Here is a 14,031-nt window from a genome sequence, read left to right as displayed (position 1 = left end):
GCGCGGCCGGCGCTCTCACAGGGAGTTGGAGGCCGCGCTCTCCAGCGTCTTGGACACGTTGACGAACCCGCGCCGCGCGGAGGCCAGTTGGCCCCCGCGGACCACCTGGAAGGTGACGTCGGCGTTGGTCAGGCGCGGGAAGTCGACCGCCGCGAGCAGGTCCTCGAAACGCCAGCTGAGCGTCGGCGTGAGCCGGCCCGTGGTGACCTTCATGCCGTCGTCGAGCTTGCGCCGGACGGTACGGGCGCTCACCTCGCCGTCACCGAGGGCCTCGACGACCTGCTCCAGGACCCGGTAGGCGATCCAGGTGGTCTGCACCCCGGCGTCCGAGGGGTCGATCCGGTTGTCCTTGAAGGCCTGCGCGCGGATGACCGACTTCATGGGGTTCCAGCGCGCGTCGCTCGACGCCGGGTACCAGCTGGTGACGTACGCGCTCTCGTACGGGCCCGACTTGCCGCCGGTGGTGTCGATCACCGTCTGGTCGACGCTGCCGAGCACGGAGGCGGTGCGGACCTTGGGGTAGTCCTCCCGGTGGTGGCGGAAGGAGTCCATGAAGGCGGCCGTGCGGTCCCCGAGCGCGGACACCACGCATCCGCGCTTCGCGGGGTCCGTGCTCGCCCTGGCGAGGGCCCGGTCGGCCTGCCCGGCGTACTCGGTGGAGTCCTCGGCGGCCCGCAGGTCCACGGCCGGCGCGTGCCGCCCCTTCTCCAGACCCGCGTTGAGCAGGACCGGGAGCTCGTCGCCCGCGATGGTGTCCGGGCGGACGAACGAGACGGGACCGCAGGTTCGGCCGAGCTCCTCGCCGAGGCCGGCCAGCAGCGCGGGCTGTCCGCCGTTGACCGGGTAGGAGAGCGGGCTCTTGAACTCGTCGTCGGTCAGGCCGTAGCCGCCGATGTACGGGATGCCGGCGCCCTGCAGCGGAGGGAGGAAGGAGCCGCCGTGCTGGCTGTAGGAGCCCACCACGGCGACGACGTCCTCCTTGGCCGCGCGGCGGGCGCACTTCGCGGCGTCCACGGAGTCGTCGTGGTCGTTGCAGGTGAGCACCCTGAGCTCGCGGCCGTTGATGCCGCCCCGGGAGTTGACCCAGCGCGCGTAGGCCTGGGCCATCGCGGGCATGCCGGGCTTGTTCGTCGCGGCGGTCTCCTCGGGCGCCCACGTCATGACGGTGATGGAGTCGCCCCCGGAACCCCCTGTGACACCGGGGACGACCCCACAGCCGACGGCGATCGACGCGCACACCGCCAGAGCGCCCGCTGAGAGCAGCATGGCCTTCAGGGGGCGGGACGGAACGGAGGGGGAGGAGCTGCGAGTGCGTCGCCTGCCGGTCATGCCCATGCACGATTCCCTCACACGGCCAACCCGCGAGTGACCGGCGGTCAACCCTCGGTGACGCGCGGGTGAACAAACGGGGTGCGGTGAGGGGAGTCGTGCGGGGAACGTACGATCGATGACCGTGCAAGGTTCGGAGAACTCTTCCCGTCGCGGCCGTCGCTCCCCCACCATGGGCGGCATGCCACTGAACGACATGCCGTGGTGGCGCTGGCGCAGCAATGTGCGCTCCGCGCTGCACATGCTCTCCGACCCCGGGTTCCAGCGAGACGTCTGGCTCGCCGGCGTCGACGGGTACGGGGACGTCACCGACGCCGTGTACCGCCTGGTCGAGGACACCTGGCTGGACAACTGGTCCGCCGAGAAGTACGTCGGCACGATCTTCCGCGACTCGCAGGAGGCGGCGCTCGTCGACACCGCCGTGCTGCGCGTCCTGCGGATCATGCACCAGGTCGGGCCCGACGCGCCGGTCTCCGCCTACCTCGACCACCACGCGTGGCCGGAGGCCGTCCGGGCCGCCCGCGACGCGCATCTGCGCCTGGCGGCGAGCGACGGCGACGATCCCGAGGTGCCGCCCCGCACGCTCGAGGTGCTCAGGATCCTGACCCGGTCCGCCTAGCGGGACACGCGCCCGCCGCAGCGGCCGGGTATGGGACCCTGGCGTGCATGAACGAGCAGTCCGTCCGCGCCGCCGCGCCCGCCGAGCAGTACGTCCTCACTCTCTCCTGCCCGGACAAGCAGGGGATCGTGCACGCAGTGTCGAGCTACCTGTTCATGACCGGCTGCAACATCGAGGACAGCCAGCAGTTCGGCGACCACGACACGGGCCTGTTCTTCATGCGGGTGCACTTCTCGGCCGAGGCGCCGGTGACGGTGGAGAAGCTCCGCGCCAGCTTCACCGCGATCGGTGACGCCTTCCACATGGACTGGCAGATCCACCGGGCCGAGGACCGGATGCGGGTCGTCCTCATGGTCAGCAGGTTCGGCCACTGCCTGAACGACCTGCTCTTCCGCGCCCGCATCGGCGCGCTGCCCGTCGACATCGCCGCCGTGGTCTCCAACCACACCGACTTCGCCGAGCTCGTGGCGTCGTACGACATCCCCTTCCACCACATCGCGGTCACGAAGGACACCAAGGCGGAGGCCGAGGCGCAGCTCCTGGAGCTGGTACGCGCCGAGGACGTGGAACTGGTCGTCCTTGCCCGCTACATGCAGGTGCTCTCGGACGACCTGTGCAAGCAGCTCAGCGGCCGGATCATCAACATCCACCACTCCTTCCTGCCGAGCTTCAAGGGCGCCAAGCCGTACCACCAGGCGCACGCCCGCGGTGTGAAGCTCATCGGCGCCACCGCGCACTACGTGACGGCCGATCTCGACGAGGGCCCGATCATCGAGCAGGAGGTCGAGCGGGTCGGCCACGACGTGACCCCCGACCAGCTCGTCGCCATCGGCCGCGACGTGGAGTGCCAGGCGCTTGCCCGCGCAGTGAAGTGGCACGCGGAGCGCCGCATCCTCCTGAACGGCCGCCGCACGGTCGTCTTCGCCTGAGGCAGGCAGGCCGGCCCGTCCCGCGCCCGGGAAGCGGCCGGGGCCCGGAATGGACGGCCGCACCGGCGGGCGGCGGGGGCGAGGGGCCCGGACCGGCCCCGCCCCCTACATACGGCTGAGGGACGCCGCCGCCCGCAGGACGTCCCTGATCGCCTCGCGGTCCCCGTCCTGCCCGGCGGCGGCCTCCTCCGGCGACACGTGCCCGGCGGCCAGCCGGCAGAACTCCACCCCGTCCAGCGCGACATGGGCCACCTCGCGCTCGGCGGAGGCGACGGCGCCGGGTGAATCGAGCGAAATGAGCCACTCCCCGCCGCCGGACCCCTCGATCTCCAGTCGCAGGCTGCGCCCCGGCGCGCCGGCCGCCACCAGGTGCCGGGCCGGCGGGGACGACAGGCCCGCGCGGCGCCGCTCGGCGAGCGAGGCGGGCAGCATGCGCGCCGCCAGGTCGATCATGCGGTGCAGATGGCGCGGCGCGGGCGGCTCGTAGGGATAGTCCACCGCCTCGGCTATGTCGCCCGCGTGCACCCAGCACTCGAAGGCCCGGTCCAGCATGGAGTCCCGCAGCGGCAGTTCGAAGCCGCCGTAGGGCACGGGGAGCAGGCCCGAGCCGCCGCCGGCGAACGCGACCGTACGGACCAGGTTGTGGCTCTGCTCCCGCCAGGGCCCGCGCAGCGCCCGGGTGGGCGGGAAGTGCGACGCGGCCCAGTACGCCTCGGTCCGCCCCGCGGGGGACCCCTCGTCCGGGCGGGTTCCGCCCAGCGGGTCGTCGAGGCCCAGCGCGACGGCGACCAGGCCGTCCACGCTGAGCAGGTGGGCGATCACCCCGGCGACGGTCGTCCGACGGCTGACGGGTCCCTCGCCGTCGAACCAGCGCAGCCGGACGGGGGCGTGCCATTCGGCGCCGCCGATGTCCTGGAGCAGCGCGTCGAGGCGCGCGGTCTCGGCGTCGTAGGGAGCCGCCCAGTCGGGCACCGGGATGCGCGGCGGACGCCGGTCGAGGCAGCCCTCCAGGACCCGGGTGCGCAGCGTCGGGTCGAGGTCGAGGCTCTCGGCCGGGTGCAGCAGTCCGACCGCCTCGCGCAGCCGTCGGGCCTCGTCCGCGCAGGCACCGCACGCGCCGAGGTGGTCCTCCACGGCCGCCGTCTCCTCCGCCGAGCAGGCGGCGAGCGCCCACGCGCCGAGCAGCGATTTCAGGACGCGGTGCTCCAGGAACAGCGGCACGGCCGGCGTGGCCGGTTCGGGGAGTGGGCGTCCGGTGTCCTCGACGGAGGCGCGGGGCGGCGGTATCCGCGGCGGCACCCCGCCCGCGCCCTCCGGCCCGCCTTCCCCAGCCGGGAAGCCACTGTCACCCCGCGACCACCGGGAGCCGTCCGGTCCGCTGGAGCTGTCCGGGCCGCCGGCTTCCGAACCGCCGGGGCTTTCCGGCCCACTGGCTTCCGAGCCACCGGACCCTTCCGGTCCGCCGGCCTCTTCCGGTCCACCGGAATGGCCCGGACCACCGACGCCTTCCGGGCCACCGGAGCTTTCCGGCCCGCCGGCTTCCGAACTGCCGGACCCCTTGCGCTCACCGGAACTGCCCGGGCCGCCGGGGCCCTCCGAGCCCCCGGAGCCGTCGGCCCCGCCGACCTCGCCCGGGCGGCCGGAACCGAGCGCGTCGCCGGGCTCCTCCGCGCCGCCGGAGTCCCCGAGTGGTGCGTCGCCGTCGGCGTGCCGGTCCCGCGCCGGGTGCCCGCCCCGGGTGTCGCCCGCGGAGGCCGCGGCTTCCCCGAGCGGGTCCTCCGGGCCGAAGGTGTCGAAACGGTCCGCGTCCTCGTTCACCGCACGCTCCCCGGTTCGGGCGGCGTCCCGGAGCGGCCGGTGTCGTGCGCCGTGGACAGCAGCTGGAGTCCGAGGCGGAGCCTGCGGCGGGCCTCGTCCTCGGTGATGCCGAGGTCGACGGCGGTCTGGCGGTAGTCGCGGCGCTGGAAGTAGGCCCGCTCCAGGGCGGCCCGCAGCGGCGTGGGCATCGACGTGACGATGTAGTCCGCGCGGGCGGCCACCGAGGCGCGGCGCACCCGGCGCTCCAGCTCCTCCGTGCCGTCCCGGCCGCTGCCGGCGAGGGCCGCGGTCTCGGTGGCGCGCAGCCGCTGCACGGCGAGCCGGTGGGTCAGCATCGCGACCCAGGACCGCAGCGGACCCTGCTTGGGGTCGTACGCGTCGGGGTTCTCCCACACGTGGACGAAGACCTCGCGGGTGATGCCGTCGGCCGCGTGCTCGTCCCCGAGCACGCGATGGGCCAGCCCGTGCACGAGCGAAGCGAACCGGTCGTAGAGCTCGCCGAGCGCCGCCGCCTCCCCGCGGGCGAGCCGCTGCTGCATCTTGCGGTCCCAGCGGGGCGGTGCGTCCTTCTTCGCCATACGGCCCTCACCCCTGCCCGTCCCGGCGCCTGTCCTCGGTCCAGCCTGTGTGCATCGCTGTCTTGAATGTAGTCGGCACGTCCGACAACGCACGCCCCTTTGCGGCATTGTGCGCCCCCTGGCGAGCGGTGGATGGTAGTGGGCGCCCGTCGGGCCGGCGCCTACCCGTCTCCTCCCCGATCAGGCCTGATCGGGGCAGATCGCCCCGGAGTGATTTGGCTCGACCGGGACGGTTCTTCGGCCACGCACGGGTGTTTCATGGAAAGGGGTGCCGGGCAGCCGCCCAGGAGAACCGAGGGAGCGGATTCCGTTTCCGGCGAGCGACGAGAGGCGTGGCGGTGACGCTCAAGGTGACCGACGGGGAGCGAGGCGGCTGGGCCGTGCTCCAGGTGGCGGGCGAGATGGACCTGGTGACCTCGCCGGTGGTCCGCCAGCGCGTGCACGACGCGGTGGCCGACGGCCGCCACAGTCTCGTCCTCGACCTCTCGGAGGTCTTCTTCTGCGACTCCAGCGGTGTGGGCGTGCTCATCGCGACGCGTCGGCTCATCCGCTCCTGCCAGGGGCGGCTCAGGCTGATACTGCCCGCCGAGGGCGCGGAGGACGGTTCGCACGTCAACCGGGTGCTCGCCGCCCTCGGGGTGCGCCGGCTCTTCGACGTCTTCCCGGATCTCGACACCGCCCTCGACGAGGAGTCCCGTCCGCTGTCCGCGTGATCCGTGTCACACCTGCGGGCCCGTCGTGCCACACAGTTGTCCCGGAATTCCCGCGGTCTTGGTACAAGCGCCGTTTTCCCGCTCCCACGAGGGCGTCGGCGTCGTACGCTCCCTGCCAGATGAACCCGCAGTCCGGCTGAGAGTCCGGCTGAGATGTAAGGCGGTCCGAACACCATGGTCAGCACCGAGTACGAGCGGAGGATCGCCGCCCGGTTCGCCACCTTCGACCAGGACGGCAACGGCTACATCGACCGGGAGGACTTCAACGCGGCGGCCAAGTCGGTCCTCGCCCAGTTCGGCACGGCGGCCCGGTCGGACAAGGGCCAGGCCCTCTACAGCGGCGCCGAGGCCTTCTGGCAGGGCATGGCGGGCATCGCCGACCGGGACGGCGACCAGCGCATCACGCGCGAGGAGTTCGTCAACGGCGCGGTGAAGCGCCTGCGCGACAACCCCGACCGCTTCGCCGAGATCGCCCGCCCCTTCCTGCACGCGGCGCTCGCCGTGGCGGACACCGACGGGGACGGCGCGGCCACGGTCGAGGAGACCGCGCGCGTGCTGCAGGCCCTCGGCGCGCCCGAGGACGTCGCCGCCTACGCGGCCGGCGCCCTCGACACGGACGCCGACGGACGCATCGGCGAGACGGAGGTCGTGACCGCCTTCGCCCGCTACTTCACGGTGCCCGAGTGAGGCCCGCGCTCCGGCCGCCGCTCACGCCGAGAAGCGCTCCCTGAGCCGGTACTTGAGCACCTTGCGCAGCGTCTCGTTGCGCGGGAGGGCGTCCACCACCTCGAGCTGCTCCGGCAGCTTGTGCACGGACAGCCCTTCCGCGCGCAGGAACGAGGTCAGCGCCGCGAGGGTCAACGCGGGCGCCCCCGAAGGCTGTTCGACCACCGCGCAGACCCGCTCCCCGCGCTCGGCGTCGGGCAGTCCGATCACGGCGACGTCGCCGACGGCCGGATGCCGGTGCAGCAGGTCCTCTATCTCCTTGGCCGAGATGTTCTCGCCCTTGCGGATGATCACGTCCTTGAGGCGGCCGGTCAGCACGAGGTGACCGCTGTCGGTCAGCCGGCCGAGGTCGCCGGTGCGCAGGAAACCCTCGTCGTCGAAGGCCTCGGCGGTCTGCGCCGGGTCCAGGTACCCGCGGCAGACGGCCTCGCCGCGCAGTCGCACCTCCCCGTCCACGATCCGGATGCGCATGCCCTCGGGGGGCCGCCCCTCCGTCGTCGCCAGGTTCTCGGCCGTGTCGTCGGGCGAGCCCATCGTGATCATCGGGACCTCGGTCATCCCGTACCCGTGGGTGAGCTGGACGCCCATCTCGCGGACGACGCTGTGGTAGACCTCGGGCGGTTTCGGCGCCCCGCCGCCGGCCAGCAGCCGCAGCGTCGGGACGACCTTCTCGTCCGGCCGCCTGCGCTGCTCGGCGAGGAACATCGAGTAGAACGCCGTGGATCCGCCCGCCACCGTCACGCCGTGCCGGCGGTACTCCGCCAGGGCCGCGGGCATCGCGAAGTGCTCGAACATCACCGCGGGGAAGCCGTAGAGCAGCAGCATCACCGTGTAGTCGGGGCCGGCGATGTGGGCGTACGGGAAGGCCATCGAGCCCACGTCGTCGGCGGTCAGATGCAGCGCGTGCGCCAGGCAGGAGCCGCCCGCGATCAGCGAACGGTCGGTGTGGAGCACGCCCTTGGGGTCGGAGGTGGTGCCCGAGGTCCAGTAGATCCAGCGGACCGAGGTGCCGTCGGCGGGCGGGGCCGGCAGCACGGACGGATCGCCGTCCGGCAGCTCGTCGCCGGCCTCGAAGACGCCCTTCGCGCCGAGCCCGCGCGCCATCTCCGTGTGGTCGAAACCGCGCCACACCCCGGGCACGGCGAAGAACTCGGCCTTGGACTCCCGCAGGGCGAAACCGACCTCGCGGTCCCGGTAGAAGGGAATCACCGGCGACTGCACCGCGCCGAGCCGGGCCAGCGCGAAGGACAGCAGCGCGGTCTCGATCCGGGTGGGCAGCTGCCAGGCGACCACGGTGCCCGGACGTACGCCCATGCCGTGCAGGCCCGCCGCCACCCGCTCCGCGCGCTCGCGCAACCCGTCGAAGGTCAGGGTGCGGTCGCCCTGGAGCAGGACGGGCCGGTCGGGGGTCAGCTCGGCGCGGCGGCTCACCAGTTCCCAGAGTGTGTGCGACGCGGCGAGTGCGTGTGCGGTGTCGTTCACGGCGATCCCCTCACTGCCGGCTTGCCTGCGGCCCGTCACCGCGGGCTGCGCGGCGACCACCATCTGACGAACAGTCAGATAGTGGCCAGAGCGTAGGGCGCACCGCCTTGTCGGTCCAGAGGTGCGCGGCTAGCCTGCTATCTGACGGGTCATCAGATACGTCAGCGGACGTGCACCCCACGGTGGAGGGGACTCATGACGGAACTGCCGCGGATCGTCAGTGTCGACGACCATGTGATCGAACCCGCGCACCTCTTCGAGACCTGGCTGCCGCAGAAGTACCGCGACCGAGGCCCCAAGCCGCTCACCGCCGGCATCGGTGAACTCGCCTACGAGGCGGGCAAGTACCGGATCACCATGGACCCCGACGGCCCGCCGACCGACTGGTGGGTCTACGAGGACCTCAGGTTCCCGTACAAGCGCAACATCGCCGCCGTCGGCTTCGACCGCGACGAGATGACGCTGGAGGGCATCACGCGCGCGGAGATGCGTCGCGGCTGCTGGGACCCGGCCGAGCGGCTGAAGGACATGGACCTCAACCACGTCGAGGCCTCCCTGTGCTTCCCCACCTTCCCCCGCTTCTGCGGGCAGACCTTCGCCGAGGCGCACGACAAGGAGGTCGCCCTGGCCTGCGTGCGCGCCTACAACGACTGGATGGTCGAGGAGTGGTGCGGCGACAGCGGCGGCCGGCTGATCCCGCTCTGTCTGATCCCGCTGTGGGACATCGACCTGGCGGTCGCCGAGATCGAGCACAACGCGGCCCGCGGGGTGAAGGCCGTGACCTTCTCGGAGATCCCCACCCACCTCGGACTGCCGTCCATCCACTCGGGCTACTGGGACCCGTTCTTCGCCGCCTGCCAGGAGACGGGCACGGTCGTGAACATGCACATCGGGTCCAGCTCCCAGATGCCCGCGGCGTCCCCGGACGCCCCGCCCGCCGTGCAGGCCTCGCTGAGCTTCAACAACGCCATGGCCTCGATGATGGACTTCCTGTTCTCCGGCGTGCTCGTGAAGTTCCCCCGCCTCAAACTGGCGTACTCCGAGGGGCAGATGGGCTGGATCCCGTACGCCCTTGAGCGCGCCGACGACGTCTGGGAGGAGCACCGAGCCTGGGGCGGGGTCAGGGACCTGATCCCGGAGCCGCCGTCGACGTACTACTACCGGCAGATCTTCTGCTGCTTCTTCCGCGACAAGCACGGCGTCGCCTCGCTGGACGTGGTCGGCCGCGACAACGCCACCTTCGAGACCGACTACCCGCACGTCGACTCGACCTTCCCGCACACCAAGGAGGTCGCCCTCGACCACGTGAAGGGCCTCGACGACGAGACCGTCCACAAGCTGATGCGGGGCAACGCGATCCGCATGCTCGACCTGGACCTCGACACGTAATGGACCTCGCCTGCACCGACGAGGAGGAGGACTTCCGCGCCCGGCTGCGCGCGTGGCTCGGCGACGTGCTGCCGGGCCTGCCCCCCAGGCCCTCGCCCGACGACTGGCCCGGGCGGCGCGCGTACGACCTCGGCTGGCAGCGGATGCTGTACGACGCCGGGTACGCGGGGCTGCACTGGCCCGTCGACGCGGGCGGCCGGGGCGCCACCCCGACCCAGCACCTGATCTTCCTGGAGGAGACCGAGAAGGCGGGTGCGCCCTACGTGGGCGCCAACTTCGTCGGGCTGCTGCACGCCGGGCCGACCGTCGCCGCCGAGGGCACCGCCGCACAGCGGGCCCGCTGGCTGCCTCCCGTGCTGCGCGGCGAGGAGGTCTGGTGCCAGGGTTTCTCCGAGCCGGACGCGGGCTCGGACCTGGCGGCGCTGCGCACCCGCGCGCGGCGGGACGGCGACGACTACGTGGTGAGCGGGTCGAAGATCTGGACCTCCCACGCGGAGGTGGCGGACTGGTGCGAGCTGCTGGTGCGGACCGATCCCGAGGCCCCCAGGCACCGCGGCATCTCGTGGCTGGCGCTGCCCATGGACGCGCCGGGCGTCACCGTCCGCCCGCTGCGCACGCTCGCGGGCTCGACCGAGTTCGCGGAGGTCTTCCTCGACGAGGTGCGGGTCCCGGTGGCCAACCGGGTCGGCGCCGAGAACGACGGCTGGCGCGTGACCATGGTGACGCTGTCCTTCGAGCGCGGTACGGCCTTCGTCGGCGAGGTCGTCGCCTGCCGCCGGGTGCTCCGCGAACTCGCCGGCCGGGCCCGCCGCGACGGCCGCTGGGACGACGCCGTGCTGCGCCGCCGCCTCGGCCGGCTGAACGCCGAGTTCCGAGCGCTGTGGCGGCTCACGCAGTGGAACGTGAGCGAGGCGCAGCGGACGGGCGGGGTGCCGGGCGTCGGCGGGTCCGTCTTCAAGCTGCGGTACTCCCACGCGCGCCAGGAGCTGTACGACGCGGCGGCGGAGGTGCTCGGGCCCGGCGCGCTGGACGCCGGGCACGAGTGGACGCACGACCGGCTGTCGTCGCTGTCGTACACGATCGCCGCCGGCACCTCGCAGATCCAGCGGAACATCGTGGCCGAGCGGATCCTGGGCCTACCGAAGGGGCGGTGACGGCTCTCCGTGCACTTCCAACTCACCGACGACCAGAAGGCGTTGCGGACGGGTGTGCGAGCGCTGCTCGAAGGGCGCCTGGGCGGCGGGGCGCTGCGTGCGGCGGTGGACCGCGGCGGTCTGGACCGGGCGCTGTGGCGCGAACTCGGCGCGGCGGGGTTCTTCGCGCTGCGGCTGCCCGAGGAGGACGGCGGGGTCGGCCTCGGCCTGCCGGAGGCCGTGCTCGCCTTCGAGGAGGCCGGGCGCGTGCTGCTGCCCGGACCGCTGGTGGCCACGCACCTGGCCGCCGGGACGGTGGCCGGGGCGGCCACCGGCGAGACGGTGGTGACGGCCGCGTACGGCGGACTCGTGGAGTGGCTGGACGACGCGGACGTCGTGGGCGATCCGGGACCGCCGGCGATGGATCCGGTGGCGGGGGCCGTGCCGCTGCGGTCCGTCGACCCGCTCACCCCGCTGCACCGGGTGCCCGTCCGTGCGCCGCTCGATCCCGTCGTCGTCCTCCTCACGGCGGCCGAACAGCTGGGCGGCGCCGCCCGCACCTGTGAGCTGGCGGTGCAACACGCCCGGGCACGCGAACAGTTCGGCCGGCCGATCGGCGCCTTCCAGGCGGTGCAGCACCTGTGCGCCGAGATGCTGGTCCGGGTGGAGACGGCGCGAGCGGCCGTCTACGCGGCCGCCGTCACCGCCGACCCGCGGGACGTCGCCGCCGCCCGGCTGCTGGCCGACGAGGCGGCCGTCCGCGGCGCCCGGGACTGCCTCCAGGTGCACGGCGGCATGGGCTTCACCTGGGAGTCCGACGTCCATCTGTATCTGAAACGGGCGTGGGTGCGCACGCAAAGAACGGGATCGGCTACGGAGAGTGAGGAGATGCTGGCCGCGGATCTGCTGTCCGGATCGGCGTGGTGAGGCTCTGTGCAGGGGCGCGGGGCAGGCGCCCGACGGGAATGTCGCGGACTGTGGCATACCGGAATCACAGAGCGTCGAGACCGGGTCGTGTCCTATGCGTGACTCGTCACGGCCTGGAGTCGGCGGCGCGCTCCGGTACCTTGTGTGGGATGCGAGTGGTTCTGAGGCCGGACCATACCGGTGCTGCCCCCGAGGCGGCGCCGGACCCGGCGATGCGCGCCGCTCGCAGGGCTGGACGGACCGTCGTCCGGGCCTGTTCGACTCCCCGTTACGAGCGTCGCACAGTATGCCGTATGCGTACTCCTTCGCGCTGGAATATGCCCGAAGCGCTTGTTGGGGTGACTGTACGTCAACCATGCTGTCTCTCAAGGGAATCACGTTCCGTGACCCTGGTTCTGGCCATGCAGGCGATGGCCACGATCGTGGCCCTGGTGAGGCGCGAGGCGATGTGTCCGCCGGTTCGGATGGTGTGAGCGGTGCAGGTGCTTCAAGTGCAGCTGGAGATCCGGCCCGACCCCGCTGAGGTGGGGCGTGCCAGGCGCTGGGCCCGTTCGCGGCTCGCGGTGTCCGGTATAGAGGCCGACGAACCACTGGCCGAGACGCTGATCCTGCTCGTGTCCGAGCTGGTCACCAACGCGGTCGTGCACACCGGCTGTCCGGCCGTGCTGCGCCTCCAGTTGCACGGGACGCGGGACGAGCCAGCCGGTGCGCCGGCCGGCACGGTCCGCCTGGAGGTGGCCGACTCCAGTGCCTGCCCCCCGGCGCCGCGCCACGCGCAGGGCGACGACACCAACGGCCGGGGCCTGGAGCTGGTCGACGGCCTCGCCGACCGCTGGGGCTGGAGTCCCGAGGGTGCCGGCAAGCGCATCTGGTGCGAGGTGGACCGCTGCGCTCCGGGTGTCGCGAGAGCGGTGGCGTTCCCGGCCTGTGAGGGATTCGCGTACGAGGCCGTGTAGCCCACCCCTGTCGTGGTGCGGGCCCGCCGGTGAAACGTGCATACATGCACGTGCGCGGCGTCCGCGGCGTGCTCCACGGCTGAATGCGCCGTGCAGTGCTTCCGTACGCGCTGTCGCAAAAGGGGTGTAGGTGATGAATACCCTGACGGGTGTTGACGTGCCGTGTCCGTTTGATCACGCTTGTGTTGAGCGATTCGCCGCGAGGGGACGCCGAGGGTTTCGGTGACGGAAGCCCTCGGCGAGTGCGGGTCGTGATTCGGCGTCGGTTCCCCGAGGGCCCGGAGGGGGCAGGGCGGGTACGCCGGAGCCGGATGGCGGCGCGCGGTGCCGAGCTCGGGGCGGGCAGTGACGCGCCGCCAGCCGATCCCCCGCCGCGGCCGCCACCGGTCGGCGCCGAGCGCGACGGCCGCCCGGGGCTCACAGCACGGCGACCGGAGCCACCGGTGAACCCGTGCCCCCGACGAACGGTTCGGGGGTGGCCGACAGCAGGAAGCTGTAGCGCCTCTCTTGTCCACAGGCTGTGGACAACTCTTCGAGATTCCAGTTCTGCCCCTGCAGCATCCCCATCTCGACGAGGTGGAGCGCGTGCACGGGCAGCCACAAGTCCTCTATTTCCGGAGGAAATATCTCAAAGGTCAGGGTGTCGTTCGCGACCGCGGCGACGTCTCGGGCGTGGAACCACTCCGGTGTGCGGACCGACAGGCCCGGCGAGGGGTAGCCGTACGCGTGTTTGTCGCCCGCGAGGCACACCTGGATCTGGCCGGTGCGCACGAGGACGATGTCGCCCGCGCGCACGCGAGTGCCCGCCAGTTCCTCGGCGGCGTCGAGATCCTCGGGCGTCACGGCGTGACCCCCGTCCAGGCGGTCCTCGCCCCTGGCCCGGGCGACGTCGAGCAGGACGCCGCGCGAAACGATGTGCCGCGGCTTGTCGATACCCCCGAAGGCCGCTCCGCCGTGCGGGGTGATCGAGTCGGCCGGGCGGCCGTTGTAGAGCCTCCCCGAGTGGGAGACGTGGGGGAGCGCGTCCCAGTGCGTGGCCGCCTGGAGTCCCATGGTCACCACGTCGTCGCTGCAGGCGACGGTGCCCGGGCCGAACAGCTCCTGGTTGATCTGCACCATCACGTGCAGGGGGTTGACCCGTCCCGGGATCATGCCGGTCTGCACCCCGTCCTGCTGCAGGGGGAGCGCGAGCGGGATCCGGCGGCCCGTGCGGACACTCGCCACGGCCTCCCGCACGACCGCGTCGGTGACGAGATTCAGCGTCCCGATCTCGTCGTCCGCCCCCCAGCGGCCCCAGTTGTTCACGCGCTCGGCGATGTCGTGGAACGCCGGATGCGGCGTCGGCAGTGACATGGGTCCTCCGCGGGGCTTGTCTCCGGGTGTCTGACGGGTCATAGAATCTAACGGTCCGTCAGAAACCGCGGGAAGGGGC

Annotated in this window: 13 protein-coding genes; 8 read left to right on the top strand and 5 right to left on the bottom strand. The window is 72.4% G+C overall.

All coding sequences use genetic code 11. The annotated features are described in order from the left end of the window. Positions 1-15: 15 nt before the first annotated feature. A complete protein-coding gene (locus ACZ4NT_RS31280; RefSeq protein ID WP_121404670.1) occupies positions 16-1,329 on the bottom strand; it encodes an ABC transporter substrate-binding protein in 1,314 nt (437 codons plus the stop codon). A 118-nt stretch (positions 1,330-1,447) separates the two neighbouring features. Here ACZ4NT_RS31280 and ACZ4NT_RS31275 point away from each other — a divergent pair, with 118 nt between their 5' ends. Continuing rightward, the gene (locus tag ACZ4NT_RS31275) at positions 1,448-1,948 is read left to right on the top strand and encodes an SCO4402 family protein (RefSeq protein WP_121402303.1); all 501 of its coding nucleotides are present in this window, start codon (positions 1,448-1,450) and stop codon (positions 1,946-1,948) included. A 47-nt stretch (positions 1,949-1,995) separates the two neighbouring features. Then, positions 1,996-2,877 (top strand): formyltetrahydrofolate deformylase, encoded by an 882-nt coding sequence (gene purU / locus ACZ4NT_RS31270; protein ID WP_121402304.1) that lies wholly within the window; start codon positions 1,996-1,998, stop codon positions 2,875-2,877. A 105-nt stretch (positions 2,878-2,982) separates the two neighbouring features. On the opposite strand, the gene ACZ4NT_RS31265 is transcribed toward purU, so the two are convergent. Then, on the bottom strand, positions 2,983-4,695 hold the full coding sequence (locus ACZ4NT_RS31265; protein WP_467728491.1) for a maleylpyruvate isomerase N-terminal domain-containing protein: 1,713 nt from the start codon (positions 4,693-4,695) through the stop codon (positions 2,983-2,985). Next, complete coding sequence (locus tag ACZ4NT_RS31260) at positions 4,692-5,273, bottom strand: sigma-70 family RNA polymerase sigma factor (protein ID WP_121402305.1); 582 nt, start codon at positions 5,271-5,273, stop codon at positions 4,692-4,694. Before ACZ4NT_RS31260 ends, ACZ4NT_RS31265 begins: the two co-directional genes overlap by 4 nt. Before the next feature lie 332 nt (positions 5,274-5,605). On the opposite strand from ACZ4NT_RS31260, the gene ACZ4NT_RS31255 reads away from it, so the two are divergent. Both ACZ4NT_RS31255 and ACZ4NT_RS31250 read left to right on the top strand, forming a co-directional pair. After that, positions 5,606-5,986 carry an STAS domain-containing protein gene (locus ACZ4NT_RS31255; RefSeq protein ID WP_121402306.1) on the top strand — a complete coding sequence of 127 codons (381 nt, stop codon included), beginning with the start codon at positions 5,606-5,608 and terminating at the stop codon, positions 5,984-5,986. 174 nt (positions 5,987-6,160) lie between these two features. Continuing rightward, positions 6,161-6,673, top strand: coding sequence for an EF-hand domain-containing protein (locus ACZ4NT_RS31250; protein ID WP_467728490.1), 513 nt, complete (start codon positions 6,161-6,163; stop codon positions 6,671-6,673). A gap of 21 nt (positions 6,674-6,694) precedes the next feature. Here ACZ4NT_RS31250 and ACZ4NT_RS31245 read toward each other — a convergent pair whose 3' ends face one another. After that, on the bottom strand, positions 6,695-8,194 hold the full coding sequence (locus ACZ4NT_RS31245) for a class I adenylate-forming enzyme family protein (protein WP_467728489.1): 1,500 nt from the start codon (positions 8,192-8,194) through the stop codon (positions 6,695-6,697). A gap of 195 nt (positions 8,195-8,389) precedes the next feature. Here ACZ4NT_RS31245 and ACZ4NT_RS31240 point away from each other — a divergent pair, with 195 nt between their 5' ends. The 4 genes from ACZ4NT_RS31240 (at position 8,390) to ACZ4NT_RS31225 (ending at position 12,599) form a co-directional block, all read left to right on the top strand. After that, on the top strand, positions 8,390-9,583 hold the full coding sequence (locus ACZ4NT_RS31240; RefSeq protein ID WP_121402308.1) for an amidohydrolase family protein: 1,194 nt from the start codon (positions 8,390-8,392) through the stop codon (positions 9,581-9,583). Beyond that, a complete protein-coding gene (locus tag ACZ4NT_RS31235; RefSeq protein ID WP_121402309.1) occupies positions 9,583-10,737 on the top strand; it encodes an acyl-CoA dehydrogenase in 1,155 nt (384 codons plus the stop codon). The genes ACZ4NT_RS31240 and ACZ4NT_RS31235 overlap by 1 nt, the downstream gene beginning before the upstream one ends. Before the next feature lie 9 nt (positions 10,738-10,746). Then, a complete protein-coding gene (locus tag ACZ4NT_RS31230; protein WP_467728488.1) occupies positions 10,747-11,643 on the top strand; it encodes an acyl-CoA dehydrogenase family protein in 897 nt (298 codons plus the stop codon). A gap of 476 nt (positions 11,644-12,119) precedes the next feature. Further along, the gene (locus ACZ4NT_RS31225; RefSeq protein WP_121402311.1) at positions 12,120-12,599 is read left to right on the top strand and encodes an ATP-binding protein; all 480 of its coding nucleotides are present in this window, start codon (positions 12,120-12,122) and stop codon (positions 12,597-12,599) included. Between the two features lie 417 nt (positions 12,600-13,016). On the opposite strand, the gene ACZ4NT_RS31220 is transcribed toward ACZ4NT_RS31225, so the two are convergent. Next, positions 13,017-13,952: a cyclase family protein gene (locus tag ACZ4NT_RS31220; protein ID WP_121402312.1), complete on the bottom strand. Its 936-nt coding sequence runs from the start codon at positions 13,950-13,952 to the stop codon at positions 13,017-13,019. Positions 13,953-14,031: the final 79 nt, after the last annotated feature.

The sequence above is a fragment of the Streptomyces sp. NPDC026417 genome (assembly GCF_055567695.1).
Note: the sequence above shows the minus strand (reverse complement) of the source record. Positions and strands in the feature narration are given on the sequence as shown.